The organism is Acinetobacter sp. 231_lipA, assembly GCF_058243005.1.
Genome location: NZ_JBZAYU010000001.1, coordinates 2018812 through 2043654, shown reverse-complemented (window position 1 = coordinate 2043654; position 24843 = coordinate 2018812). Strand labels below are relative to the sequence as shown.

Below are 24843 nucleotides of genomic sequence, written 5' to 3'. Positions count from 1 at the left end.
CTATCCATGAGTAGGACTTGTTAAAATAACCCCATAATTTTTAAAGCACGGATCTTTCACATGGCATCAACTGATTGGTTATCTCAAGGTACGTTAGTCCTCGCAAGCAATAACAAAGGCAAAATTGCAGAATTTGAAAAATTATTTGCAGAACTCAACTTACCTGTTGAAGTGATTGCTCAAGGTAAATTGAATATTGAGGATGCCATTGAAGATGGTTTGAGCTTTGTCGAAAATGCGATTATTAAAGCACGCCATGCTTCTAAAATTTCAGGAAAACCAGCCATTGCAGATGACTCTGGGATTTGTGTCCCTATTTTAGATGGTGCACCGGGGATTTACTCTGCGCGTTATGCAGGTGAACACGGCGATGATGCTGCCAATAACCAAAAGCTATTAGCTGAACTCAAGCCACTGCGTAAAGACGGTCAAGCGATTGAAGGCATGTTTGTATGCGTTTTAGCGTTAGTGCAACATGCCGATGATCCTCTTCCGCAAATTTTCCAAGGCATTTGGAAAGGTGAAGTACTGGAGGCTGCACGTGGTGAAAATGGTTTTGGTTATGACCCGCTGTTCTGGTTACCCGAGTTAGGGCTTTCAAGTGCAGAAATGAGCAAAGAAGAAAAAAATAAAATCAGCCATCGTGGTCAGGCGATGCAACTGTTTAAAGCCAGTTTAGAACAATAAAAACTAAGCTGTGTAATGTTGCCCCTTCTCCCCTCGGGGAGGACGTGGCAAAAGATTTTCTATAATCTATTCTATCGCCCTTGCGCAGCAGTACTATGCATTTCTAGCTAAAGTGAGTGCTTAGATCACAGCAAATGCATGCAGCAATAAACCATAAATACTCACCACAACACAGCTGATGATCGTACCTGAAGCAATGTATTTTGCCGACATGCCTGTACCCTGATAATGCGTTTCCAAAGCCACAATATTGGCTGCTGGCGGTAAACAGAACAATAAGAACATGACCCCAATATATTGTTCAATATTAGGAATAGCGAGATAACGATAACTCAGCCCACACAGCACCACGCCACATGCTAATTTTAACAAAGCCGTCTGACTACTTTGCCACAGGTCCACTTTCTCAACTTTGGTGTGCCTCAACCACATGCCCAATACACACATGCCAGAGAAGCTCATACCAAATTTGGCTGCACTATAAACCACATCAATCAGATCATGCTGTGACCAATGTTGCACCCCAACGGAACGTAAAATAAGAGCCAGAATCAAAGCAATCATGGGTGGAGCACAGAGCACTTTTTTTAAAATAAACGAAAAAGCTAACGGTGTTTGGCTAACGGCCGTTACTGCCCAGAGATTGCCAAAAATAGAGCCACCGATATATAAGGCCACCATTGCTGGACTAATTTTTGTGCCAAACAACGCAATCGCAAAAGGAAAGCCTAGCCATGCCATATTGACATAACTAAAACATAGGGCGCTTAATTTATTCTTTGAAAAATAGAGGAAAAAGTAAAATAAGAGCACTGCCACGACAAAACTGAATAACATCAGACTAAAGCTACCAGCCTGATAAAACACCATGTTGTAGACAATAACAATCGGAATAAAGCAACGCGCTAAAAGACTTGAAAAGCCTGTTTTCAACCGTGTTGCCAATGGGGTGGATGCAAGGAGTAAACCACTAAGAAAGGCCAACAGAGGGAGCAGCAACGTCACTTCAATATCCTTGAAATTTCACGGAATCATCATAACACTGCTTTTTCTCAAAATCAGTGCAAAGCGATCGTTTTGTCTTGAAATTGAAACATCATCGTCACCGCAATGTCACACAAGCCTGTTGATATAGGGAAAACGAAAAATGATGAGGATCTACCCATGGCGGGACTATCAATTTGGCACGTACTAATTTTTGCAATTGTGGTTATTCTTCTTTTTGGTACAGCCAAACTTAAGAACTTAGGCAAAGATGTCGGCGGTGCCGTGAAAGACTTTAAAAAATCAATCCGTGATGAGGACGCTGAAGCAGCTCAACTCAATGAACCACGCACCTTAGAACATCAAAATAGCAACACAAGCAACTCAACCGTCAAACATTAAGTCATTGGAGTTTTGCAATGCTCAATATCGGCATGACAGAGCTTTTGGTGTTTGGCATTATCGCACTATTGGTTCTTGGACCAGAGAAATTACCTGAAGCAGCGCGCTTTGCGGGCAAGTGGTATGGCAAAGTCAAACGTATGGTCAGTAATGTGCAAAATGACATTGACCGTGAGCTACGTATGTCTGAATTACGTGAACAAATGCAAAATGAAATGAAGCGAATTCAGGAGCTTGAACAAAAGATGCAAGCTCAGATGCAACACATACAACAACAAAATATTTTGGCAAATGAAAAACACCCAAAAACTGCCACACTCGATAATAAAAATATCTCCCATACTTATCAGTATGTAGATCAAAAAACACCTGTATTTACACTTCAACCTATGAAACACAAGTCATCTGTAGATTCGGTACCTTATTTAGGCTGTGTTCAAAATAGCTTTGAACCGATGCGGGAGGCTGTATGAAATCTAACAACTTAAATCCTGTAGTGACTCAAGATTCAGAGCAACTGCTGCTTGAAGAAATGCCGATTACTAAGCACTTGATCATCTTAAGAGGTCATTTATTTAAAATCGTCGGTTTAATTCTCATTTTGTTTTTTTGTTTATTGCCTTTTGCCAATCATAGCTACCAAATGCTATCTGAACCCTTACGAGCACAACTTCCAATTAGCTCATCTATGATTGCAACGGATGTTACCGCCACCTTTATGGCGCCATTTAAACTGAACTTTTTTGTGGCTCTCATGCTGGCCATGCCTTTTATCATTTATCAGCTTTGGGCTTTTGTAAAACCGGCGCTATACGAAAAAGAAAAATCACTCGCAACGCCTCTTTTGATTGGTAGTATTGCATTGTTTTATGCTGGTGTGGCTTTTGCTTATTTCATTGCGCTGCCATCCATTCTGCACTTTTTTATCAGTGTTTCCCCTGACACTGTGGCCCCAATGACAGACATCAACAGCTATCTCAGCTTCTGTCTAAAACTGTTTTTGGTTTTTGGCTTAACATTTGAAATTCCTATTGTTACCTTGATACTCATCTTGATTGGGGTGGTGAGCACCCAACAATTGGTTGAAAAACGAAAATTCATTATTGTCGGCTGTTTTTTTGTTGCAATGTTTGTGACCCCACCTGATGCTCTTTCGATGATTATGCTCGCGATACCGATGTGGCTTTTATTTGAGATTGGTCTCTTTTTTGGAAAACTGATTGAAAAAAAACGAGCGGCTGAAGTTTAAGCTCCCCGATTTAAAACAATGAGCAGGCAAAATTGCCTGCTTTTTTTATGGCTAGATGTGCTACTGATCATTTCATGTTTTTGACATATAAGCTTCACCACGCTGTCATATTGACGCTTTACCTTGTTTGTAACTTTCTAAAAACGACCAAGCAAAGACGCTAGGAAAAGACATGACATACCAAACTCCATATCACGAAGATCAAGAACTCGATAACAATAACTCAAGCAATACACATTTTCGCGATATTTTAGAAAAACACATTTCACGCCGTAGCTTAATTAAGAAAACTGCAAGTGGAGCGGCTGCGTTAGCATTAGCATCAAGCTTAACAGCGTGTGGAGATGATGATAATTCTACAAACAATGAAACAACGCCTCCAACCGATCCAAACGTACGACCACAGAAATTAACATTTACCCCAGTAGATAAAAACTTAAATGACTGGGTTACGGTGCCTGAAGGCTATACAGCAACTGTACTCTATGCAATGGGCGATTCGATTAACCCAGCATATGCAGCATGGGATGATCAAAATGTCCCGTCTGGTCCGAGTTTCCAATTCCGTTCAGGTGATTGCCATGATGGTATGAGTTTTTTTGGTTTAAACAACTCAACTGGCCGTTATGATTCGTCTGCCTCAGAACAAGGTCTTTTGGTGATGAATCATGAATACATCAATCCAACATTCCTACATCCTAAAGGGCCAACTAAACCCAATGGCCGACGTCCTGAAGACGAAGTAATTCGTGAAGTCAATGCACATGGTGTCTCCGTAGTTCACATCAAGAAAGACAAGACAAATCAGAAAGTTGAAATTGTGCAAAATTCTATTTTCAATCGTCGTATTACAGGCTCAACAATCATGGACTTTAATGGTCCAGTGGCAGGTAACCCTTTACTCGCAACACAATATTCACCTGTGGGTCTCAAAACTCGCGGCACACACAACAACTGTGGTAATGGCTACACACCTTGGGGTACATATTTAACCACAGAAGAGAACTTTATTGGATATTTCAAACGTTCAGGTGCCGATGAATATGCAGGACGCTCAGATAAAGAAAAAATTGCACTAAAACGCTACGGTTTAGGTTTAAGCATCGATTATCTATACGAAAAAAATGCAGATGGCACCCCTAAAAAAGATGAGAAAGGGCAAATTATTTATATTCTTGATGGTTCAGGGAAAAAAATCCCAAATAAAGATGCGCAAAACCGTACTGCTTATTTGGATACAAACTCACGCTATGCTTGGGAAACAGCCGTTGGTGCAGTTGAATCACAAGACTTATATGATCGTTGGGATGCTTCCATTAAAGGTGTAACGACTGCACAAGATTTCCGTAATGGTCCGAACACCTTTGGCTGGATTGTTGAAATTGACCCATTTGATGGTCGTCAAAATCCTGTGAAACGTACTGCACTCGGTCGTTTTGCACATGAGGACTGTCGAGCAAGCCGTGCGATTGAAGGTCAAGCATTTGCCTTCTACATGGGAGATGACTCTCGTGGTGAATACATTTATAAATTTGTCTCTGATGCCAAATGGGATCCTAAAGATATCAACACAGGTTACCGTGCAGGTGACAAATACATGAACAATGGTAAGTTTTATGTTGCCAAGTTTAATGCCGACGGTACAGGACAATGGGTTGAATTAGCTTATGGGAAAAATGGGTTAAATGAACAAAACGTCATTTATCCATTTAACTCCCAAGCTGAAGTGCTTACATTTGCTCGTTTAGCAGGTGACACGGTTAAAGCAACCAAGATGGACCGTCCAGAATGGGTCGCTGTGAATCCAGAAAATGGCGAAGTGTATGTCACACTCACCAACAACTCGAACCGTGGAACAAGCTATACAACAGATGCAGCCAATCCTCGAAACTATACCGATCCTGAAGGCGGTAAAGGCAATGTCAACGGACATATTATCCGTTTTAAAGAAGAAAATTCAGCGGCAGAGACCTTTGAATGGGATATTTACTTATTTGGTGCTGAAGCTGCGATGGCGGAAAACATTAACCTCTCAGGTTTAAATGATAACAACGACCTGTCATCACCAGATGGGATGTGGTTTGACCCACGGGGCGTGCTGTGGATTCAAACCGATGATGGCGCGTATACCGACACAACTAACTGTATGATGCTTGCAGCCTTACCAGGTCAAGTGGGGGATGGCGGTGCTGCAACTGCACCAAATGAACAAGCAACTATTGTGGGTGCAAAAGTTACAGATGAAAACTTACGTCGTTTCCTCACAGGCCCTGCTGAATGTGAAATCACGGGGGTGACCATGACGCCTGACCACAAAGCCATTTTCATTAATGTGCAACATCCGGGTGAAGACTCTAAGAGCTTTGATGCGCCAACCAGTCACTGGCCTGCAAGCCAAACTGATCGTGTAAACCAAACTGCGCGTCCACGTTCGGCAACAGTGGTTATTACACGTAATGATGGTGGTCTAATTGCAGGTTAAATAACGCACTTGTAAAGATGCCGACCTCATGTCGGCATTTTTTATGGTTTAAAGAATACCGCCTGTTCCGTGATTTTTCCTTTGAACTCACCCTGCTGCTGCTTTTCCAGCCAAGACCATTGTTCATGGGTCATGCGCAGGAAGTTAGAACAGCGTGTCCCATAAATAGGGCTTTGAATAAAGGTCGAAGACAATAACTCTTCCATATCCTGACTAATGCCAGTTTGCGGCAATAAGTCTGTAATAATCTTGCGCTCATCCTCCAAAATATTCCAAGCTGTCGTCTCTAATTCGCTTTGTAAGATGTTGGATTGTTGCAACATCGGTAAGAACTCTTGGGTAAAGCGCTTACGTAAATGTTTGGTTTTTTCCCAATGTTCCGTCATCAAACCATTCGACACCACATACACGCCTTTCGGAAGAACCTGTGGTGCTTCACCACGATTGCTCATATAGACCGCCTGATGCCGATCCCCCATAAAAATATTAAAGCCCGCATAGTCACATTGTTTTTTCTCTAAGTCTTGAGCAAAACGAATCGGGGTTTGTTCAGACTCTAAAAAGGATTGAATCAAATGTCCACGAGACGTTGGATAGCTAGTTTGATCCTTTCCATCGCGAAAGTTGGTTAAAACTGCCCAACGTCCTGTTGGCGTTATACCCATCCATGTGCCGCCAGACTGCAAATCTTGCCCTGCAATAATCGGGCTATTTTCCCACTGCTTTAAATGGCTTGAAGGGCGCTGATAGAACTCATCTCGATTTGAAATCAAACACAATGGCATCTCATCCAAGACCTGCCATGCTATTGCCACAATACACATAAACGATACTCATCATCTTTACACATTGAATGTACAACATTTTTCATCTCTTTCAGCTAAAATCTGTTCAAAACATAATGACTAGGAATATGCATGCTGACCTATCCAAATATTGACCCCGTCGCAATAGCACTTGGCCCTTTACAAGTTCATTGGTACGGCCTGATGTATTTATTGGCCTTTTTGTTTGCTTGGGGACTTGCAAGCTACCGCGCGAAAGAACGTGGTTGGACACCAGATATGATCTCCGATTTGATCTTTTATGGCGCTCTAGGTGTCGTTATTGGTGGTCGTGTCGGTTACGTCTTCTTTTATGGCTTTGAGCAATTCCTTGCCAACCCAATCTGGTTGTTCCAAGTCTGGACAGGCGGTATGAGTTTCCACGGCGGCTTCTTGGGTGTAATGCTTGCCATGCTGTTCTGGTGTAAGAAATACAAAATGACTTGGTTCCAAACCCTCGACTTTATTGCGCCATGTGTCCCTACAGGGCTCATGTTTGGCCGTATTGGTAACTTCATTGGCGGAGAGCTTTACGGTCGCCCAGTTGCAGATCCAAACTTTGCACTGGGTATGATTTTCCCAACGGATCCGCTACAGCTAATTCGCCATCCGTCTCAGCTCTATCAGGCCTTTTTTGAAGGGTTATTGTTATTCATCGTACTGTGGTGGTTCAGTTCAAAGCCACGGCCTCGTATGGCGGTTTCAGCATTATTCTTGATCGGTTATGGTATGGCCCGCTTCATCGTAGAATTCTTCCGTGAGCCTGACAATGGGCAACTATTCATCGCATGGATGAGTAAAGGTCAATTCCTCAGTCTGCCAATGATTTTGGTTGGTACGTGGATGATGTGGTATGCCTATCAAAAGAAAATCTATGATTGGGGTCCACAAAAGAATAATGGCTAATCCGATGAGCGGATAAAATATTGGGGGCTTCATTGCCCCCTTTTTTAGGGCCAAATTATGCTAAAGTGACATATGTTTGGTTTTTAAATACATCACTCCCATGCTCGAATTTTGGTTTAATCCCTCAATTTCTATTCTTAAAAAATTACTTATTTTTATTGCAATTGCTGTTGTAACAGGTGTGTTGTATTGGATGGAACCCCTGAGCCTCAATGCCATTTTAATGTTCTTGGGTACTGGGATTGTTTTTCTGATTTGTCGTTACTGCAAAATTCATTTTGCCGCCAAAAATCCTACAGGTTTTTTATATCGTCTACTGACTTGGATTCCAATTGCGCTACTTTTGGCACTGATTTTTATGAATATTAAAGATGGTGAGCTGCTGATTCCAGGTGCACAAGGGATTGGTTTTATGGCGCTGGGGATTTGCCTATTTTCCCCCCTATCTCTTTTGCATAGCAATACTCAGCCTGAGTCTAAATAAACCATGTTGAACTTTTGGTATTCGGAACGCTGTAGCCGTCAAATTAAACTCATCGTTTGTATTGCCACTTGCGTGATGATTTTTATGGCAGCACAAGTTCAACAGCTTGGCGCAATTTTTATTGGTTTGTGTCTCGTGATTGGCATTGCAACGCATTTGCTACGTGGTGTGCTATTGAAGATTGCTCAGGACAATCCGTATCGGGAAGGCTTTTCGCGTTTGGTTATTTTTGTACCCCTAATTGCCCTGATTTGTTTGCTGGGCTATCTCCCCGCTCAAGATAAAATTGCTCTTGCGCTCCAGTGTATCGGCTTTAGTGGAATTGGTTTATTTTTAGTATCGATTCACGCACAGCGTGAAAAAAGAATTTAATCGGGATGCGGAGTTGCTCTACATCCGGTCAACATCTGCTTAATCCATTCGATAATAGCTGTAGTTCACATTTTGGTTACGGTAAACCGCATAACCACTTTGTTTAAAATCAGAAACCCAGCCATTGCCTGAATAAGCGGCAATATGTCCATAACGGTTTTTTGCAGTACGGTCGATAATATAAATATCACCTTTTTTAGGCTGATCAAAAGATAAATTAATTTTACGATAACCAATGCTGGTTAGGGTATTCCCCCAATCTGCCGCAGCCACAGGATGACTCTTGAAGCTTGCACCCGCAGACTCTAAGCCAATGCGAATACTTTTAGCACATTTTTGAGTGCTGGTTTGACGGGTAATATTTCTTAAAAATCCTGTAAATTTTTCAATATCCACACGCTGATGGTTGCTAATAGCCCTTTCTCTTGCTTGCTTCGAGCTTAAAATATCCGCAGCGGTAACATTTCGCTCTGACTGAGAACGTATTATGATATTGGTTTGCGCAGGCGCATAGATGTCATTCATATTTACGTTTTGATCATAAGGCATACTAAAACCAACTCTCCTCCCAATCATTAGGGGTGTGCAACTTTTCGAGTTCGAAATACTAACCGCTCAGTATTGAACTTTCATGTCGTAAATGTAATATTTTTTTTCAAAATGCAACACAACTTTTCTAAAGTTTTATTTTCTCTGTACTTTTTGAAACTTAAATTAACTAAAAAAATTTACCCCTTACCCAAGTCCTTTTTCGGCTTAAGCTCAAATGTTTCACCATTGGCTAATGAAGTCCTTAGATATGGAATGGATTGCCCATCTAAACGGCTATCTATTTAGATTCGATACAACTCAATTATTGCAGTTTAAATCCTGCACAAAACCACTTTAACCTGGTTCTCTGTAATAGCTTTCACATAACTTTTATATGATTAATCATCTCGCCTGACTTACTAATCTCGAGTGCGCAATAAGGCACAATTCAGTATAATCATCCGCAGATTTTATAATTTAGAGTGGAAAGTACAGGCACATCTATTAAGAGGTCTGTTCCCCCGAAGTGTTTATTTGAGAGTTTTATGAAAACGTATTTAGACCTGCTACAACACATCCTCGATCACGGTGGTGATAAAGGCGACCGTACTGGTACAGGTACGCGCTCGGTATTTGGTCATCAAATGCGCTTTGATCTTTCTCAAGGCTTCCCTTTATTAACCACTAAAAAAGTACACTTTCGTTCGATCGTGATTGAACTGTTGTGGTTCTTAAAAGGCGATACCAATGTGCAATATTTACAGGACAACAAAGTCAGTATTTGGGACGAATGGTCAACCGCAGAACAAACTGCGCGTTTTGGTCGCCCAGAAGGTGAACTGGGGCCGGTGTATGGCCATCAATGGCGTAATTTCGGTGCAACCAAAAAAGCCGATGGTTTGTATGAAAAAGATGGTTTTGACCAAATTGCATGGTTAGTCAATGAAATTAAAACCAATCCAAACTCACGCCGTCTGATTGTATCGGGTTGGAATCCACAAGAAGCTGGGCAAGTTGCGCTTCCTCCGTGCCACACCCTCTTCCAGTTCTTTGTTCATAACGGCAAACTGTCTTGCCAGCTCTATCAACGCAGTGCCGATGTATTTTTAGGTGTGCCTTTTAATATTGCCAGTTATGCGCTACTCACTCATATGATCGCACAAGTCTGCGGTTTAGGTGTGGGTGACTTTGTCTGGACGGGTGGCGATACGCATTTATATGCCAACCATTTTGAACAAGCGAAGCTTCAGTTAAGCCGTGAACCTTTAGGGCTGTGCCAACTGAAACTCAATCCTGCGGTTAATGATATTTTCGACTTTAAATTTGAAGATATCGAAATCGTGGGTTATGAATCACATCCTGGGATTAAAGCACCCGTTGCTGTTTAAAGCAGATAAAGCCGAATTCAATCTCGCCTTGAATCAGCGAGATTGAGGTTTACCCATAGATGTTCTTCCTCTCCTTGAGAAAGAATGAGAAATATGAACCGACATTTGAGCGCGTTATGGCCTTTCAAAACTTAGAAGTTGTACATGTAGTCGCAATGGATCAGCAACGCTGTATTGGTAAAGGCAATGACCTACCGTGGCATATTTCAGCCGATCTAAAACACTTCAAAGCCATCACCCAAGGTGGTGTGGTCATTATGGGCCGTAAAACGCTGGAATCGATGGGCCGTACTTTACCCAAACGTGTCAATTGGGTCATTACTCGCGACACTTCTTGGGCTTTTGAAGGCACAAAGGTGGCTTACAGCATCGAAGAAGCTTTAGCGCAAGCTGTTGCCGATGTTCAAGCTTCAGAAAAACCTGACAGTATTTTTATCATTGGTGGTGGTGAAATTTTTAAACAGACCATCGACATTGCGGACCGTTTAGAACTCACGCATGTTGAACTCGATGTGCAAGGTGATGCGCATTACCCTGCCATTCCAGCAGCATTTAAAAAAGTCGCGTCAGAACAACATATTGATGACAAAACTGGAATTGCTTTTGAGTTCGCAACCTATCAAAAATAAAGCATATTCTTTTTGCTAAAAGCACGATGCACAACATGATCAAAATAGAATTTTGGCGGACACTGGGCTTTGGATTACTCCACACCCTGTTTAGTATTTTTGTCTTGTTCAGTTCAATTTGGCTGTGTTTTGCATTGTGGATTCAAGAACCTTTGGGCTGGTTGGTCAGCCGTATTTTTATTGGGATCTGGATTGCTTTTGCGCTCAGCATTTTAGGCATCTATATCACCCAAAGCTTTTTTGGTCGTCGCCTCGATATCATTCTTTATCTTCTTGGCTTTTTACTGGCGTTGTCTTGGTATTTTAGTTTAGATGCTCGCCAAGACCGAGACTGGCAACCTGAAGTAGCAAAAATCTTGCATTATGAAAAACAAGGCGACCATGTCACCCTTCATAATGTCCGTAATTTCACATGGCACCCGGACAGCTCCTATGCTGAACATTGGGATACCCGCTCTTTCGATCTAAATCAAATCACTGGGGTCAATATCATTACCTCATACTGGATGGGGCCGCAAATCGCACATACCTTGGTCAGTTTTGATTTTGCCAATACCGCACCACTGACCTTTTCCATTGAAATTCGCAAAGAGAAAAATGAAGAATTTTCAGCGATTGGTGGTTTTTTTAGAAAATATGAGCTGAGTTTAGTGGCCTCAGATGAGCATGATATTGTGTATACCCGCAGCAATATTCGTCATGAACAAGTCTATTTCTTTCCTGTTCGCCTCGGACAGGCTGAAAGTAAAGCACTGTTTGTAGAGTATCTACATAAGGCAGACGAGCTCGCCAAACATCCTAAGTGGTATAACACCCTCACCAGTAATTGTACCACCTTGGTATTTGATATGGTTCAAGCCGTTTCACATGACGCTTTACCGACTGACTACCGTATTTTAGCTTCAGGTTATTTGCCGAATTATTTGTATGATTTAGGCGCGATTAGCCAACAGTGGGATATGAAAACATGGTATCAAAAAGCCTATATCAACCCACGTGTAAGCAAAGAAACAGCTTTAACCAGTCCTGAGTATTCACAGCTCATTCGTCAGGGTTTACCCGTTGACCAAACACGCTAAGGTCTGCAACGAAAAGCTGCAAGTTAAAACTGGCAATCAACGACAAAATTTGCTTTGATAGTTCAGACGATACATCAAAATAAGAGTCTGATCCCATGTTAAAAAAACTGATTGCAAGCAGTCTTTTAGCGAGTAGCTTAATCATGACTGGTTGCCAAACGACACCACCGCCATCCGACACCATTGAAATGGCCAACATTCAACAGCTTCAGCAACGGACTTGGATTTTGACGCAAATCGGCAATACCGAAATTAAAACAGCACCCAATGAACGTAATATTCCAAGCCTTCAGTTTTCAGCTGATAACCGCATCAGTGGTGCAGATGGCTGTAACCGCATTATGGGCAGCTATACCGTCGGACGCGATACGCTCACCTTGAGCCAGCTCGCAACCACCCGAATGGCCTGTATCAATAACAGTGCTGTTCCGCAACAGTTCCAAGAAGCGCTGGCAAAAGTGACGCATTACCAAGTGTTTGGTAAAACGCTGAAACTACTCGATCGACATGGCAACTTGCTGCTACAGTTTGGCTCTGCCATTCAACCACGTTAAGTTGTTTCTATAAAAAGCCTGTAATCACAGGCTTTTTTAATCTGTAGCAGACAACATTGTGCTTCACCAATCAGCCCTTATATAAACAGATATAAACACAATTAGGATTTTAAAATGCAACAAGCACTCTTTGGTGGTGGATGTTTTTGGTGTGTAGAAGCGGTTTATTTAGAGCTTCAGGGCATACATAAAGTGACCAGTGGTTATGCAGGTGGAAATACCGACAACCCAACGTATGAAGACATTTGTCGTGGCGATACCAACCACGCCGAAGTTATTTTAATTGATTTTGATGAAACTCAAATCAGCTATGCTCAGTTGCTCGATGTGTTTTTTGCCACTCATGATCCTACGACACTCAACCGTCAAGGCAATGATGTCGGAACACAGTATCGTTCAGTCATTTACTATTTTAATGATGCACAACGTGCTGACGCAGAGCAAGCGATTAACGACTTAAAGGCAGAAGGTCTCGATATTGTGACCGAACTCAGTCCTGTACCAACGTTCTATTCGGCTGAAGACTATCACCAGAACTTTTACGCTCGTAACCCATCTCAAGGCTATTGCAACTTTGCCATTCCGCCAAAACTGATGAAGCTGCGCTCTAAGTTTCAAGCTTTATTGAAAGACAGCAAATAATTCAAGAATTCAAAATAAAAAAGCGACTTCAAGAGTCGCTTTTTTTAACATCAACTTAGTTATCGCTGACGAAAGCAATATCTGCCAGTCCAGCTTCACTAGCACGAGACATCACTTGTGCGACCATATCGTAACGAGATTCTTTATCTGCACGAAGTTGAACCGTTGGCTTGGTTTCCAACTCACCCGCTTCATTAAAACGCGTTTGTAGTTCTTCCAAGCTAATCACTTGATTATCCCAAGCCACTTCGCCTTTTGCATTAATGCTCACCGTAATGGCTTTGGGTGGAGGATCTACAATATCAGCCGTCGTTTTTGGTAAAGTTAATGGAATTGATGGGTTGGCAACGGTCGCTGTCACCAAGAAGATGATCATCAAAACCAGCATAATATCGATCAGCGGAATGAGGTTCATCTCATTCATGCCAGCATCGTTATCGTCACCCAATTGAAAAGCCATTAAGCTTGACCTCCAACTAAACCTTGTTGAGTCGCTTTACTTTCTACTGCCGCAGGTGCTGAGTCTTGTTGCAACATGGCATCAATGAGCAAGCCGTGTGCTTGGTCTTGAAGCTCATGTGCCAAAGTACGGTTCACACGTGCACAGATGTTATACGCTAACACCGCAGGAATCGCGACAGCCAAACCTAAACCCGTCATGATCAGTGCTTCACCTACAGGAGTTGCAACTTGCGCTAGGCCTGCTTGACCACTTTTGCCAACAGCAACCAGGGCATGGAAAATTCCCCATACTGTACCAAACAAACCAACGAACGGTGCAAGCGATGCAATCGTACCTAGAACTGAAACACCTTTCTCAGCATTCGCTTTTTCAGCAGAAATTTGACGAAGGAGTGCTTGTTCTGCAACTGATTTACGTTGTTCAAAGTTCAATACAGCAAACTTTGATTTTAACTTAGCTAAAGCTTGCGAAAGTTGAGCATAAGCTTGTTGTTTCAATTGACGTGTACCCATGATACGTAAAACAAAGATGGTCCACGTTGCAATCGACATTGCCAACAAGATGAAATACAGTGTTTTACTGACTGCATCAGCATGTTGCCAATAAACTGAAAAGTTCATACTCGAACTCCTGATAAAGTTAGCGTTTTGTATTCAATTCTAAATCAAATGGTTGCTCAGCCCGAATTGGATAAGCCACACCATTTTCTTTATAAGGTTTAAATTTAGCGCCTTTGACAGCTCTTAAAATCTTTTCATCTAAAGCAGGTACACCACTTGAGCGCGTAATACGGGCATTCACAATCGACCCTTTTTCATTCGCCTCAATCAGCACCACGACTCGACGGTTTTCACCTTGTAAATCTTGATTACTATAAACTGGTTTTGGAGAGCGACTCCATTGCACACCTGAACCACCAATCGACACCGACTTAGGTGAAGTATCAGCTGGTGCAGCTTGAGTGACAGGTTTCGCTTGTTCTTGTTTCTCGACAGGCTTTTCGACTTTTTTCTCTGTAATCGTCGTGGTGACTGTCGGTTTTACAGGGGTTTCAGTTGGTTTAACAACTGGTTTAACCACTTCTGCTTTTTTAACTTGTTGAACCTTTTCTACCTTTTTCGGTGGGGTCGGTTGTGGTTTTTCCACAATCTTCACTTCCTTCGGCTTAGTCGGTTCCTTTTTCGGTTCTTCCTTCGGCTTAGGCGGTAGCGGTTTTGGTGGTTCTTGAATTTTAACGAAGCGAACCTTCAATGGTTCTTTTTCAATCGGTTTGAGTTCAGGAGCTTTCATGTGGTTCACTGCCCACAATACGCCCATATGGCCCACGACAACCGCGATCAAAGCAGCAAGAACTTTCTTTTTCATCGGGTTGGGAGTCTGCATAGGAGAAATAACTGTTGAACTCATTAAAATCGGTGACCTAATTTAAGCGGAGTGGCCACTGGGTTGGTTTCCACTATAACGCTTATCGGTTAGTACAATAAAGTAGCGCAATGATAAATGAGAAGTGTTTTCATTTGCAACTATTAATTTGTCACTTTTTATGGTTTTTTCTAATCATACCCAAACAAAAAAGGCATACTTAATGTATGCCTTTTTCAATCTTGCTTGCAACCAATTTTTTATTGGAAAACGACTGTTTTGTTACCATCAACAATAATACGGTCTTCTAAGTGCCACTTCACTGCACGTGCCAAGACATTACGTTCAACATCCTGACCCAATTCACGTAATTGATCAACCGTAAAGTCATGGTTCACACGCTCTACATCCTGCTCAATGATCGGACCTTGATCCAGATCCGCAGTGACATAGTGCGCGGTTGCGCCAATAAGTTTTACACCTTTTTCATGCGCTTGCTTGTATGGGTTTGCACCAACAAAAGCCGGTAGGAATGAATGGTGAATGTTGATCACTTTCATTTCCCACTTTTCGACAAATGCTTCATCTAGAATTTGCATATAACGCGCAAGTACCAATAAATCATTGCCCTGCATTAATTCATCAATTTCAGCATAAGCTTCGCGTTTGTTGTCCTTCGTTACAGGGACAACTTCAAACGGAATGCCAAAGTTCTCAACCGCTTCACGTAAAGTTTCATGATTAGAAATCACTTTGGTAATTTCGCACGGCAAACCACCACGCGCATGACGCCATAACAGCTCAAGTAAGGCGTGGTCTACTTTAGACACCAAAATCCCGACTTTTTTCACGTCGCTGACCAGCGCCAAACGCCATTGCATTTCATAACGCTCTGCTACATTTGCAGCAAAAGTTTGAGTGATGCTTTCTTTACGAGACTGTAAATTGTCTAGTTCAAACTCAACACGCATAAAGTAACGTCCGCCCTGAGCTTCAGTCGCGTATTGATCAAGCGCAGTAATATTCGCGCCTTGATGATACAAAAAGCTCGATACAGCTTGCACGATCCCTGGTTTATCTTCACAAGTAATCAGTAAACGTGCTGTGTTAGCAGTTGTCATATTCATGTCAGTTTAAATCAGTAAAATGAAAATCAAGCCGAGTATTCTAGCGCTTTTTACTCAGCTGTCAAAACACCTTATGGCTTATCATCCGATTTAAATGACGCCAAGCTCGAAAACAGTTCAGATGGCCCCATCGTATCCAACAAGCGCTCATACGTCTCACGACTTTCACCACGCAAATAAGCCCCTTCTAAGAACACCATTTGACGGAGTGCCTGCCAAACCCACTTTTCTTCTAATGTATTGGAGTCAGTGATATGACCCGACATATAAAGGAAGTTGGTCCAGTTGGTCAGTACAATCCATAAATTGATAATCAGAGCTTCAATTTCTGACGACGTCATTTGCATTAGACCTGCATCAACAAAGGCCTGATAAATTTTTTGCCCTTGTTGCATCACTTGCCCTGCAAAACGCGGATACATCTTGCGAAAGTCTTCATTGTTTTCAACCAAATGATAGACATCACGGTGTAAAAAGCGATAAGCCCATAACTGGCTGCTCAGCACCTGAAAATAACGAATTTTATCATTGGCATCTAACAGACGGTCATCCGGCAAAGCCAGCATCTGTAGCGTTTCGCCTTGATACTGCTCCATGAGCTCTTTGATAATTTCACTTTTATTGCGAAAGTGATAATACAAATTGCCCGGACTCATATTCAATTCAGCGGCAATATGATTGGTCGTAACAGAACGTTCTCCACGCTCGTTAAAAAGCTGCAAACTGAGTTGCAAAATACGTTCTTTGGTTTTCAACGTTTTAGTTTGAGACATCCTAAAATAACCATTCATTCAGTGCATTAGAAGACTAACACATAAAGTAACTTGACTAATTAGAGCAATTACTCTAAAAATTAAACATAAATTGAAATTTGAAATGGTAGTGCGGCATGAACAGTCAAACAAAAACAACTTCATTGACACCACATTCTTATGATATTCAGCACCTACATGATGTGCTTGAACAGCAAAAGCACGCTTATTTACGTTATCCATTGCCAACCGCAAAAGAGCGTATTGACCGTTTGGCACGACTTAAGCGTATCTTAGTTAAGTATCAAGATCAATTTGCAGAGGCAATTAATCAAGACTATGGCAACCGTTCCACCAGTGAAACCAAAATTGGGGAATTGCTCACCTGCCTTGAACATATCAAATATTATAGCAAGCATTTAACCACGTGGATGAAACCCTCGAAACGTCACGTTTCCATCATTCACCAACCGGCTAAAGCATGGGTGCAATATCAACCTTTAGGTGTGATCGGTATTATTACCCCATGGAACTATCCTTTATTACTCTCAATTGGCCCCCTGATTTGTGCTTTGGCGGCAGGCAACCATGCCATGATCAAAATTTCCAGTTCATCAGGAAACTTTGGTCGCATCCTTGAAAAAGCGCTCTCTGAAGCCTTTCCTCAAGAATTAGTTTCAGTGACCAATGGCGGTGGTGCGATCTCGGATGCCTTTTGTCGTCTGGCTTTTGATAAACTGATTTTCACAGGTTCAACCAATGTCGGTAAAACCGTCATGTCTGCTGCGGCAGAGAACCTCGTTCCATTGATCCTCGAACTTGGCGGAAAATCACCAGTATTAGTACATCCTTCTATTCATTTACGGGATGTTGCGCAGCGCATTGCCGCAGGAAAACTGTGGAATGCAGGTCAAACCTGTGTGGCACCCGACTATATGTTCTTGCCTAAAGGTAAAACTGCCGAGTTCATTGAACACTTCCGCGAGTGTGTGGAAGAGATGTATCCCGACATTCTGCATAATCCAGACTACACCTCGATTATTAATGACCGTCAATACAACCGCTTACAAGGTTATCTTGAAAATGCACGTGAACATGGAGCGCAGGTGGTTGAAATCAACCCAGCCCATGAAACCTTCTCCGATACACGTAAAGTGCCCCCTACACTGTTAACTGGGGTCACGCCTGACATGCGTATTATGCAAGAGGAAATCTTTGGACCACTGCTACCGATCATGGAATATGATCAAATAGACGATGTTATCGAGTTTATTAATAGCCGTCCGCGTCCACTTGCATTATACTACTTCGACTTTGATCAGGCGCGTGCAGATTATGTCGCACAGCGTACTCATTCAGGGCATTTCGGACAAAACACGGTTTTGACCCATGTCGCACAAGACGATTTACCATTTGGTGGCGTTGGTGCATCAGGTATGGGGAAATATCATGGTCCAGAAGGTTTCTTCAGTTTGTCGCATGAACGGTCAGTGATGTCGAATCCCAAGTTATATAGCTTGAAATTCATTCTCCCACCGTTTAACAAACCAATTCACAAGTTGATTTCAAAGACCCTTCTTCGCTAAATGATCAAGGCATGACCTATCGCACGGGTTCATGCCTAGTTTTAATGAAAATCGCTTGTCTTTTAAGCGCATTTTTGGTATAAAACGCCCCTTGAATGATTTCATCCGTTTACTTAATAACTAGCGCACAATCGGTGCTGTCTAGCAATGGAGTTCACCATGTCTAAGGTTTGCCAAGTTACCGGCAAGCGTCCAGTCGTTGGCAACAACGTCTCGCACGCCAATAACAAAACCAAACGCCGGTTCGAGCCGAACCTGCATCACCACCGTTTCTGGTTAGAAAGCGAAAAACGTTTCGTACGTCTTCGTCTAACTACAAAAGGTATGCGTATTATCGACAAATTGGGCATCGAGAAGGTTGTTGCTGACCTACGTGCTCAAGGTCAAAAGATCTAAGGAGTCTGAACCATGCGTGATAAAATTCGCCTAGTTTCTACTGCTGGTACAGGTTATTTCTATACCACAACTAAGAACAAACGTACTATGCCGGAAAAAATGGAAATCAAAAAATTTGATCCAAAAATCCGTCAACACGTAATCTTCAAAGAAGCTAAAATTAAATAATTTTAGTTTTTTGGAAAAAACGACCTGCTTTAGGTCGTTTTTTTTTGCTTTTTTTTCGTTCGACTTGTTAAACTTTTAAGCTCTTTTGGCACCTTTTGTGCTTTGCTTCTTTTTCACCCTTAACTTTTGCTTAAGGAGTTTTTAGTGCCTCATGACGTAGATCTCATTATATTACTTGCTGTCGGTTTTGGGCTTGCGCTCATTTTCGGCTATCTTGCCGTACGCTTACGCCTTCCCCCACTGATTGGTTATCTGATTGCGGGTATCATTATTAGTCCCAATACCCCTGGTATTGTCGCGGACATTCATCTGGCGAACCAATTGGCTGAACTTGGGGTCATGTTCCTCATGTTTGGTGTGGGCATGCATTTTTCCCTCAATGACTTATTACAAGTTCGACGCATTGCACTGCCTGGTGCTATTTTACAAATTGCTGTCGCGACCCTGCTCGGAATAGGCGTCAGTATGATCTGGGGGTGGAGTTTTGGCTCTGCCTTGGTCTTCGGCTTAAGCCTGTCTTGTGCCAGTACAGTGGTATTACTCAAAGCACTGGGAGACCGTGGTCTACTCAATTCAGTCAACGGTAAAATTGCTGTAGGTTGGCTCTTGGTTGAAGATCTGGTCATGGTCTTGGTACTGGTACTCTTACCTGCAACAGCAGCGCTACTCGGTGGAGAAGCCCTTGCAGGCAGTACTGATGACAACATTTGGCTTACCTTAGGCATCACCTTACTTAAAGTAGTAGGCTTCATCGCTTTTATGCTGATCATCGGGAAACGTCTTGTTCCAATGATCATGCAATTTGTTGCTCGACTTGGTTCACGTGAACTGTTTACCTTAACCGTGGTGGCTGCTGCTGTCTCAATCGCCTTTGGCGCGTACAAAATTTTCGGTGTTTCCATGGCGCTGGGCGCTTTCTTTGCCGGGATGGTCGTTAAAGAGTCTGACTTTAGCCACCGTGCCGAAGAAGAGACTCTCCCTCTACGTGAAATTTTTGCCATTTTGTTCTTTGTTGCAGTGGGCATGTTATTTGACCCACGCATCTTAGTGGAACAACCTGTGCATGTGCTTGCAGTCGTTGCAATTATTATGGTCGGCAAAACCATTGCCGCCATGGCACTGGTGCTCTTTTTCCGCTACCCCATCAATACTGCCCTCACTGTCGGTGCGTCACTGGCACAGATTGGTGAGTTTTCCTTCATCTTAGCGACACTCGGGGTTTCACTTAAACTCTTGTCCTTAGAAGGGCAAAACCTAATTTTGGCAGGAGCACTCATCTCCATCACCTTAAACAGTTTTGTGTTCTCGGCAATTGAGCCTGTACAACGTTGGATTCGTGAGCGCTCGCATCTAGCACGCTTACTGGAGCGTAGTGGTGACCCACTGGCAATGCTGCCTGATGAAGTCTCACAAGACTATTTACGTGACCAAGTGGTAATTGTTGGGCATGGTGAAGTGGGCCGTCGCATTACCAAACAATTGATGGCCGAAGACATTAAAGTGGTGATTGCGGAAGAAAACCGTGAAATTGTAGAAAACCTGCGTGAAAAAGGCATTGCGGCTGTTTCTGGGATGGCGACAGACCCTGGGGTACTGATTCAAGCCCATATTCAACATGCACGCCTGTTGGTACTTTCCCCGATGGATATTTTAGATATTCATAAAATCGTGGATATCGCCAAAACCCTCAATCCTGAGATTCAGGTTTTGGTATGTGCGGAAAGCAAAGAAGAAGCCGAAGTAATTCGCCGCGATCAAATTGGTGAAGTTTATTTTGCAAAAGAGGAAATGGCGAAAAATATGAGCAATCATATTTTAAATCAAATTCAGATTGCACATCATCAAGCACCCACCCACTAAGGATCCAACACTGGATACAAAAAACGCACTGTTCAGTGCGTTTTTTCTTATTCGGCTTAGCTGAAGAACTGTGGCTTTTCATCCACCACTTCCGCTTGCCACTCGCCCACTTGTTTTTCAAGTAAGCCGTATAAAGCCGCTTGCACCATCTGCTGAGCAACGACTGTTGTCTGGTCGCCCAATAATGCTTTGAGCTCTTCATTAAACTGGATCGTGACTAAAGGTGCACTCTCCGAACCTGCGTTACGTAGTGCGAGCTCACCACCTTCAAGTTGAACCAATTCTAAAATGGCTTCTTGATTTCCAAATAATTCTTTCAATTGTTCTATAGACATATTTCCTCCATGTTCAACATGGTGGCAAAGGCAGTTGCACTTTGCTTCGCTTAGACTTATTGATATAAGGACAAATTTTCAAACTTCAAGCGTTGGTCATCGCTTTTAGAATTCAACCATCTCATTCCGAAAGCCATCGATCAACGTCGTTAAGTCTCGATGCCACTCACGTAAAATTTTGGTATCGGGTAACCATGCCTGAGAGGTTTGAGTCACTTTAATGATCAGATTCGATGAAGTTTCTGACTCAGGTTCAGGTGTACTTGGCTCTGGCGCATACTGACACAAGCGATAAGCACGTTTTAACTCGGCAATGAAACCTTCTTTCGATAGTTTTTGCATTACAGTCACTTCAGGCGAAACTTGCCCTTTAGCTGCCATATGCTCTTCTATGGACTTTAAGGTTGGGTTTAAGTCATTTAAGCGGTAGTAACGGACCAACTCTTGTAGAAATGCAAGTACAGCACCATGCAAGTGAAACACAGCAGCCTCACGATAAGCCTGAGCTTGTTGCACATGATCAATTTGTTCTGCTTGTTGACATGAAAGTCGAGCAAAGTAGAGTTTTTGGTTAGTGCGATCAGCATGGTAACGGGCAACACGAGTCATGAAGGGTGTTCCTAAGTTTTGGCGTTTATAACAATTCTAAGAGTAATCTTTCTATACAGCAGTGCATAATAAAAATTATGCATGATCTATTTCAATAAAATAAATCTTTCTTTTTGCTATGACAGGCATCGAAATATGGATTGGACGCACATTTGTGAGTACCCAAGCCAATATCCCTCTTCCCAATATGATGCCATCGCCGAATCAAGCTCATCTTCTCTCCATGAGTGAATCGACTCAACATCAACCATAGCAACAGCATCCCCCAACTCTTCATCGTCCTCGTGGGTCAAATAGTGCTTATTTTCCACAATAATCAAATCTTTGAGTGGCCATTGCTCTGGTCGCCAAGAACGGATCTCTAAGGTTTTATTTCCTTGAGAAATTTGTCGTCCCATCGGCGCAACAATCGATAAAGCTGGATAGATTTTTTTCATTTTATCCCATAAAAAAGGAGCATCCATTGCTCCTTTTTACTTATGCTTCTGGCTTCTCAGGTTTATCTTCCGCCTGTTTGACGCGAATACCCGTGCCATGCAAACGTAGTGTATTCAGCCCTTTAATGGCTTTAATCGCTTCACGTGCATGCGGCATTTCAACAAAAGCAAAACCTTTCGATTTACCTGTTGCTGCATCAAGGATTAAATTACATGATGCAACTGTGCCATATTGCTTAAATAATTCAAGCAGTTCAGCTTCGGCCACTGTACGCTCTAAATTACGAACTAAAATTTTCATCTTACAACCTTCAAAAATAGGCAAAATCATCAAAAAGCAATCGCCTACGCTACTTTCTGAACATTGCACAACAAATACCACAATGTAATCTGTTTAGTTTAATCGAGATTAATACCAAAATCTAAATTAATCGATTGGCGCTCAATTAAAGCACTCTTTACGGTTTGCTGACGAGGCTTATGATGGGTTTCCATGCTACACAAATTTCGCGTCAGATCATTCAAAAAATAACTTTCGACTTTACGCCCTTGCTCATCAATCACGTCTCGCGCCCACAGACTTAAATTTTGCTTGGTTAAAATCAGCTCATTCTGAGCACGGGTCAGTGCCACATACAAGACCCGACGCTCTTCTTCGACATCATTAAAATCACCTTGGGCACGTGCATGCGGATATTGCCCCGGGGTGACATTGACGACATAACAGACTTTTTGCTCTGTACCTTTGGCCGAGTGAATGGTAATCAGGGTGACGACATCGCTATCGGACTGGCGTTCAATTTCCGAAATCGACACAGGATCAAGCACATATTCCTCTAAGAACTCACCTAACTGGTTATGTTTAGACGCCAATTGTTTGACCAGTTCAAAGTCCCCTTGGCGGCGGTTCCAGTCTTTTTTATAATTTTCCGCCAATTGTGCTTCAATCGCCTGAACACCCAAACTGACACAAGCCTGTACTTCCTGTTTCAGTACCGTCATTTGCTTCATGATCAACAAGGTTTCAGCTGGAATCCGCCCAAATTTTTCTAATTTATCAAAAATCAAATTAAACTCAGGCTCCAGTAAAAGTTGCTGAGCAAGACGGCTTGCCCCCACATCTCCCACCCCATTCCACAGGGTGAGAAAACGCATCCATGCAATATCATCCAGAGGATTGGCAATCACGCGCAGCAAGCTCAGTAAATCTTTCACATGCGCGGTTTCAAGCAGTTTCATGCCCCCAATAAATCGATAGGGGACATTGGCTGCAATACATGCTGCCTCAATATGCCGTGCTGCAAAGCTGGAACGCACCAAAACCATATGATCCGACCATTTACTGCCTTGTAAGTAATGGCGCTCTTTAATGTCGATCGCAATCCATTTTGCTTCATCAAACTCATTTGGGAAAATGTGCATGCAAGGCTTCACACCCTCCCCCCGATGAGCATCTAGGCGTTTGTTATATTGAATCTCAGATTGATCGAGCAGCCAATTTGAAAGGTCTAAAATTTCTTGGGTTGAACGATAGTTTTGCTCCAATTTAAACACCTGAGCATTCGGCACACGGTCTTTAAAATGATGAATATTTTCAAAATCTGCCCCACGGAAACCATAAATTGACTGTGCATCATCGCCGACGCAGAACAGGCTCACTTTGTCTTTGAGAGGTTCAAGCAAGGCCCACTGCAAAGGGTTGGTGTCCTGCATTTCATCGACCAGCATGTGTTTGCAGAGCGATGCCACATAGTCGGCTAAACCATCTGACTGGTCGAGTGCTGAAGCCACGATCGCAAGAATATCGTCATAATCTAAAAAGCTACGGGCACGCTTGCGTGTCTCGTACTCTTTCATGATTTCCGCAATTTGATCTTTAAAAGCCAAATGCTCAGGATGCTGTTTTTCTAAGGCATCACTCAGCTTCTGACGCGTATTTCGTGCAAAAGAATACAGATCACACAGTTCTTGCGGTTTAGGCAGTTGATTGGGATTTTTCTTGTCATCTTTCCCACGAATCAGACGGAACATCATCAGCTGATCATCACGATCAATAATTGAAAACTGCTCTAAACCAAAGGCTTTCGGTACACGGCGCAGCAGATACATACAAAAAGTATGAAAAGTAGAAGCACGCAGCCCTTTTGCCTGCTCACCTAAAGCCAGCTCCACTCGCGCCACGATCTCACTGGCTGAACGACGAGTAAAGGTTAAAATCTGAATTTGGTTGGCAGGAATCCCTTGATCAATCAAGTATGCAGCACGTGCCACAATGGTTTTCGTCTTGCCACAGCCAGCCCCTGCGAGCACCAGACTGTGTTGCGACTCAGTCGTGGCAGCTTGTTTTTGTTGCGGGTTTAATTCATCAATTAGGCTGGCTAAACTCATAATCACTCATCAATTCGTGGATGCTGCTAGTCTAACAAATCTATGACATCAATATGAGGCTGCAGCAACGATTATCCATTTCTATCTAAAATACACCTTCAGATCTATGGCCAAGACCTTATGCTCAAATCGCTTGCTGCCTCAAAA

At 42.6% G+C, this 24843-nt stretch carries 29 protein-coding genes and 1 pseudogene; 17 read left to right on the top strand and 13 right to left on the bottom strand.

From position 1 onward, the window contains the following. Positions 1 to 60 precede the first annotated feature (60 nt). Positions 61 to 687, top strand: a complete 627-nt coding sequence (rdgB, locus tag AC4CUX_RS10040; RefSeq protein ID WP_062034993.1) for an RdgB/HAM1 family non-canonical purine NTP pyrophosphatase — start codon at positions 61 to 63, stop codon at positions 685 to 687. A gap of 120 nt (positions 688 to 807) precedes the next feature. Here rdgB and AC4CUX_RS10035 read toward each other — a convergent pair whose 3' ends face one another. Continuing rightward, a complete protein-coding gene (locus AC4CUX_RS10035) occupies positions 808 to 1692 on the bottom strand; it encodes an AEC family transporter (protein ID WP_114836423.1) in 885 nt (294 codons plus the stop codon). Positions 1693 to 1851: 159 nt separating this feature from the next. Between AC4CUX_RS10035 and tatA the strand changes: the two genes are divergently transcribed. From tatA to AC4CUX_RS10015, 4 genes are all read left to right on the top strand, one after another. Further along, positions 1852 to 2073, top strand: a complete 222-nt coding sequence (gene tatA / locus AC4CUX_RS10030; RefSeq protein ID WP_004979030.1) for a Sec-independent protein translocase subunit TatA — start codon at positions 1852 to 1854, stop codon at positions 2071 to 2073. A 17-nt stretch (positions 2074 to 2090) separates the two neighbouring features. Beyond that, positions 2091 to 2546, top strand: coding sequence for a Sec-independent protein translocase protein TatB (gene tatB, locus AC4CUX_RS10025; protein WP_114836424.1), 456 nt, complete (start codon positions 2091 to 2093; stop codon positions 2544 to 2546). Further along, positions 2543 to 3322: a twin-arginine translocase subunit TatC gene (gene tatC, locus AC4CUX_RS10020; RefSeq protein ID WP_078389348.1), complete on the top strand. Its 780-nt coding sequence runs from the start codon at positions 2543 to 2545 to the stop codon at positions 3320 to 3322. Before tatB ends, tatC begins: the two co-directional genes overlap by 4 nt. A gap of 172 nt (positions 3323 to 3494) precedes the next feature. Continuing rightward, entirely contained in the window at positions 3495 to 5804 is a 2310-nt protein-coding gene (locus tag AC4CUX_RS10015) for a PhoX family protein (protein ID WP_490792380.1), read from the top strand. Between the two features lie 41 nt (positions 5805 to 5845). Here the strand turns inward: AC4CUX_RS10015 and AC4CUX_RS10010 are convergent, their stop codons facing one another. Then, complete coding sequence (locus AC4CUX_RS10010; RefSeq protein WP_490792379.1) at positions 5846 to 6628, bottom strand: NRDE family protein; 783 nt, start codon at positions 6626 to 6628, stop codon at positions 5846 to 5848. Positions 6629 to 6721: 93 nt separating this feature from the next. Between AC4CUX_RS10010 and lgt the strand changes: the two genes are divergently transcribed. The 3 genes from lgt to AC4CUX_RS09995 all read left to right on the top strand — a co-directional run bounded on the left by lgt (position 6722) and on the right by AC4CUX_RS09995 (position 8390). Further along, on the top strand, positions 6722 to 7534 hold the full coding sequence (gene lgt, locus AC4CUX_RS10005) for a prolipoprotein diacylglyceryl transferase (protein ID WP_004692458.1): 813 nt from the start codon (positions 6722 to 6724) through the stop codon (positions 7532 to 7534). Positions 7535 to 7634: 100 nt separating this feature from the next. After that, entirely contained in the window at positions 7635 to 8018 is a 384-nt protein-coding gene (locus AC4CUX_RS10000) for an AzlD domain-containing protein (protein WP_125280825.1), read from the top strand. 3 nt (positions 8019 to 8021) lie between these two features. Continuing rightward, a complete protein-coding gene (locus AC4CUX_RS09995) occupies positions 8022 to 8390 on the top strand; it encodes a hypothetical protein (protein ID WP_005400834.1) in 369 nt (122 codons plus the stop codon). Between the two features lie 39 nt (positions 8391 to 8429). Here AC4CUX_RS09995 and AC4CUX_RS09990 read toward each other — a convergent pair whose 3' ends face one another. Next, entirely contained in the window at positions 8430 to 8939 is a 510-nt protein-coding gene (locus AC4CUX_RS09990; protein WP_005400835.1) for a CHAP domain-containing protein, read from the bottom strand. Between the two features lie 527 nt (positions 8940 to 9466). Between AC4CUX_RS09990 and thyA the strand changes: the two genes are divergently transcribed. The 5 genes from thyA (at position 9467) to msrA (ending at position 13213) form a co-directional block, all read left to right on the top strand. Then, positions 9467 to 10309 carry a thymidylate synthase gene (thyA, locus tag AC4CUX_RS09985; protein WP_004692464.1) on the top strand — a complete coding sequence of 281 codons (843 nt, stop codon included), beginning with the start codon at positions 9467 to 9469 and terminating at the stop codon, positions 10307 to 10309. Between the two features lie 116 nt (positions 10310 to 10425). Next, complete coding sequence (locus AC4CUX_RS09980) at positions 10426 to 10938, top strand: dihydrofolate reductase (RefSeq protein ID WP_114836426.1); 513 nt, start codon at positions 10426 to 10428, stop codon at positions 10936 to 10938. 26 nt (positions 10939 to 10964) lie between these two features. Then, positions 10965 to 12017 (top strand): Lnb N-terminal periplasmic domain-containing protein, encoded by a 1053-nt coding sequence (locus tag AC4CUX_RS09975; protein ID WP_114836427.1) that lies wholly within the window; start codon positions 10965 to 10967, stop codon positions 12015 to 12017. 95 nt (positions 12018 to 12112) lie between these two features. Then, the gene (locus AC4CUX_RS09970) at positions 12113 to 12571 is read left to right on the top strand and encodes an META domain-containing protein (RefSeq protein ID WP_114836428.1); all 459 of its coding nucleotides are present in this window, start codon (positions 12113 to 12115) and stop codon (positions 12569 to 12571) included. A gap of 114 nt (positions 12572 to 12685) precedes the next feature. Next, a complete protein-coding gene (msrA, locus tag AC4CUX_RS09965; protein WP_114836429.1) occupies positions 12686 to 13213 on the top strand; it encodes a peptide-methionine (S)-S-oxide reductase MsrA in 528 nt (175 codons plus the stop codon). Between the two features lie 55 nt (positions 13214 to 13268). Here the strand turns inward: msrA and AC4CUX_RS09960 are convergent, their stop codons facing one another. The 5 genes from AC4CUX_RS09960 to AC4CUX_RS09940 all read right to left on the bottom strand — a co-directional run bounded on the left by AC4CUX_RS09960 (position 13269) and on the right by AC4CUX_RS09940 (position 16938). Then, entirely contained in the window at positions 13269 to 13673 is a 405-nt protein-coding gene (locus tag AC4CUX_RS09960; protein ID WP_004692473.1) for an ExbD/TolR family protein, read from the bottom strand. Further along, positions 13673 to 14296 (bottom strand): MotA/TolQ/ExbB proton channel family protein, encoded by a 624-nt coding sequence (locus tag AC4CUX_RS09955; RefSeq protein WP_078389564.1) that lies wholly within the window; start codon positions 14294 to 14296, stop codon positions 13673 to 13675. Before AC4CUX_RS09955 ends, AC4CUX_RS09960 begins: the two co-directional genes overlap by 1 nt. A 19-nt stretch (positions 14297 to 14315) precedes the next feature. Next, positions 14316 to 15083, bottom strand: coding sequence for an energy transducer TonB (locus tag AC4CUX_RS09950; protein ID WP_114836430.1), 768 nt, complete (start codon positions 15081 to 15083; stop codon positions 14316 to 14318). Between the two features lie 215 nt (positions 15084 to 15298). After that, positions 15299 to 16165 (bottom strand): formyltetrahydrofolate deformylase, encoded by an 867-nt coding sequence (gene purU, locus AC4CUX_RS09945; RefSeq protein WP_004692478.1) that lies wholly within the window; start codon positions 16163 to 16165, stop codon positions 15299 to 15301. A 71-nt stretch (positions 16166 to 16236) separates the two neighbouring features. Beyond that, entirely contained in the window at positions 16237 to 16938 is a 702-nt protein-coding gene (locus AC4CUX_RS09940) for a TetR/AcrR family transcriptional regulator (RefSeq protein ID WP_005400842.1), read from the bottom strand. 116 nt (positions 16939 to 17054) lie between these two features. On the opposite strand from AC4CUX_RS09940, the gene AC4CUX_RS09935 reads away from it, so the two are divergent. From AC4CUX_RS09935 to AC4CUX_RS09920, 4 genes are all read left to right on the top strand, one after another. Further along, positions 17055 to 18503: a coniferyl aldehyde dehydrogenase gene (locus tag AC4CUX_RS09935; protein ID WP_490792378.1), complete on the top strand. Its 1449-nt coding sequence runs from the start codon at positions 17055 to 17057 to the stop codon at positions 18501 to 18503. A gap of 159 nt (positions 18504 to 18662) precedes the next feature. Next, positions 18663 to 18899 (top strand): 50S ribosomal protein L28, encoded by a 237-nt coding sequence (gene rpmB, locus AC4CUX_RS09930; protein ID WP_000048256.1) that lies wholly within the window; start codon positions 18663 to 18665, stop codon positions 18897 to 18899. A gap of 12 nt (positions 18900 to 18911) precedes the next feature. Continuing rightward, the gene (rpmG, locus tag AC4CUX_RS09925) at positions 18912 to 19067 is read left to right on the top strand and encodes a 50S ribosomal protein L33 (RefSeq protein WP_003654787.1); all 156 of its coding nucleotides are present in this window, start codon (positions 18912 to 18914) and stop codon (positions 19065 to 19067) included. A 144-nt stretch (positions 19068 to 19211) separates the two neighbouring features. Next, positions 19212 to 20927: a cation:proton antiporter gene (locus tag AC4CUX_RS09920; RefSeq protein ID WP_005400844.1), complete on the top strand. Its 1716-nt coding sequence runs from the start codon at positions 19212 to 19214 to the stop codon at positions 20925 to 20927. A 56-nt stretch (positions 20928 to 20983) separates the two neighbouring features. Here the strand turns inward: AC4CUX_RS09920 and AC4CUX_RS09915 are convergent, their stop codons facing one another. The 5 genes and pseudogenes from AC4CUX_RS09915 to AC4CUX_RS09895 form a co-directional block, all read right to left on the bottom strand. Then, positions 20984 to 21262 (bottom strand): hypothetical protein, encoded by a 279-nt coding sequence (locus AC4CUX_RS09915; protein ID WP_004692486.1) that lies wholly within the window; start codon positions 21260 to 21262, stop codon positions 20984 to 20986. 105 nt (positions 21263 to 21367) lie between these two features. Then, a complete protein-coding gene (locus AC4CUX_RS09910) occupies positions 21368 to 21871 on the bottom strand; it encodes a DUF6586 family protein (protein WP_005400845.1) in 504 nt (167 codons plus the stop codon). 75 nt (positions 21872 to 21946) lie between these two features. Beyond that, positions 21947 to 22308 (bottom strand): annotated as a pseudogene (locus AC4CUX_RS09905) (ASCH domain-containing protein). Positions 22309 to 22348: 40 nt separating this feature from the next. Next, complete coding sequence (locus AC4CUX_RS09900) at positions 22349 to 22609, bottom strand: RNA recognition motif domain-containing protein (protein ID WP_004692489.1); 261 nt, start codon at positions 22607 to 22609, stop codon at positions 22349 to 22351. A 98-nt stretch (positions 22610 to 22707) separates the two neighbouring features. Then, positions 22708 to 24696 (bottom strand): ATP-dependent helicase, encoded by a 1989-nt coding sequence (locus AC4CUX_RS09895; protein WP_005400847.1) that lies wholly within the window; start codon positions 24694 to 24696, stop codon positions 22708 to 22710. Positions 24697 to 24843: the final 147 nt, after the last annotated feature.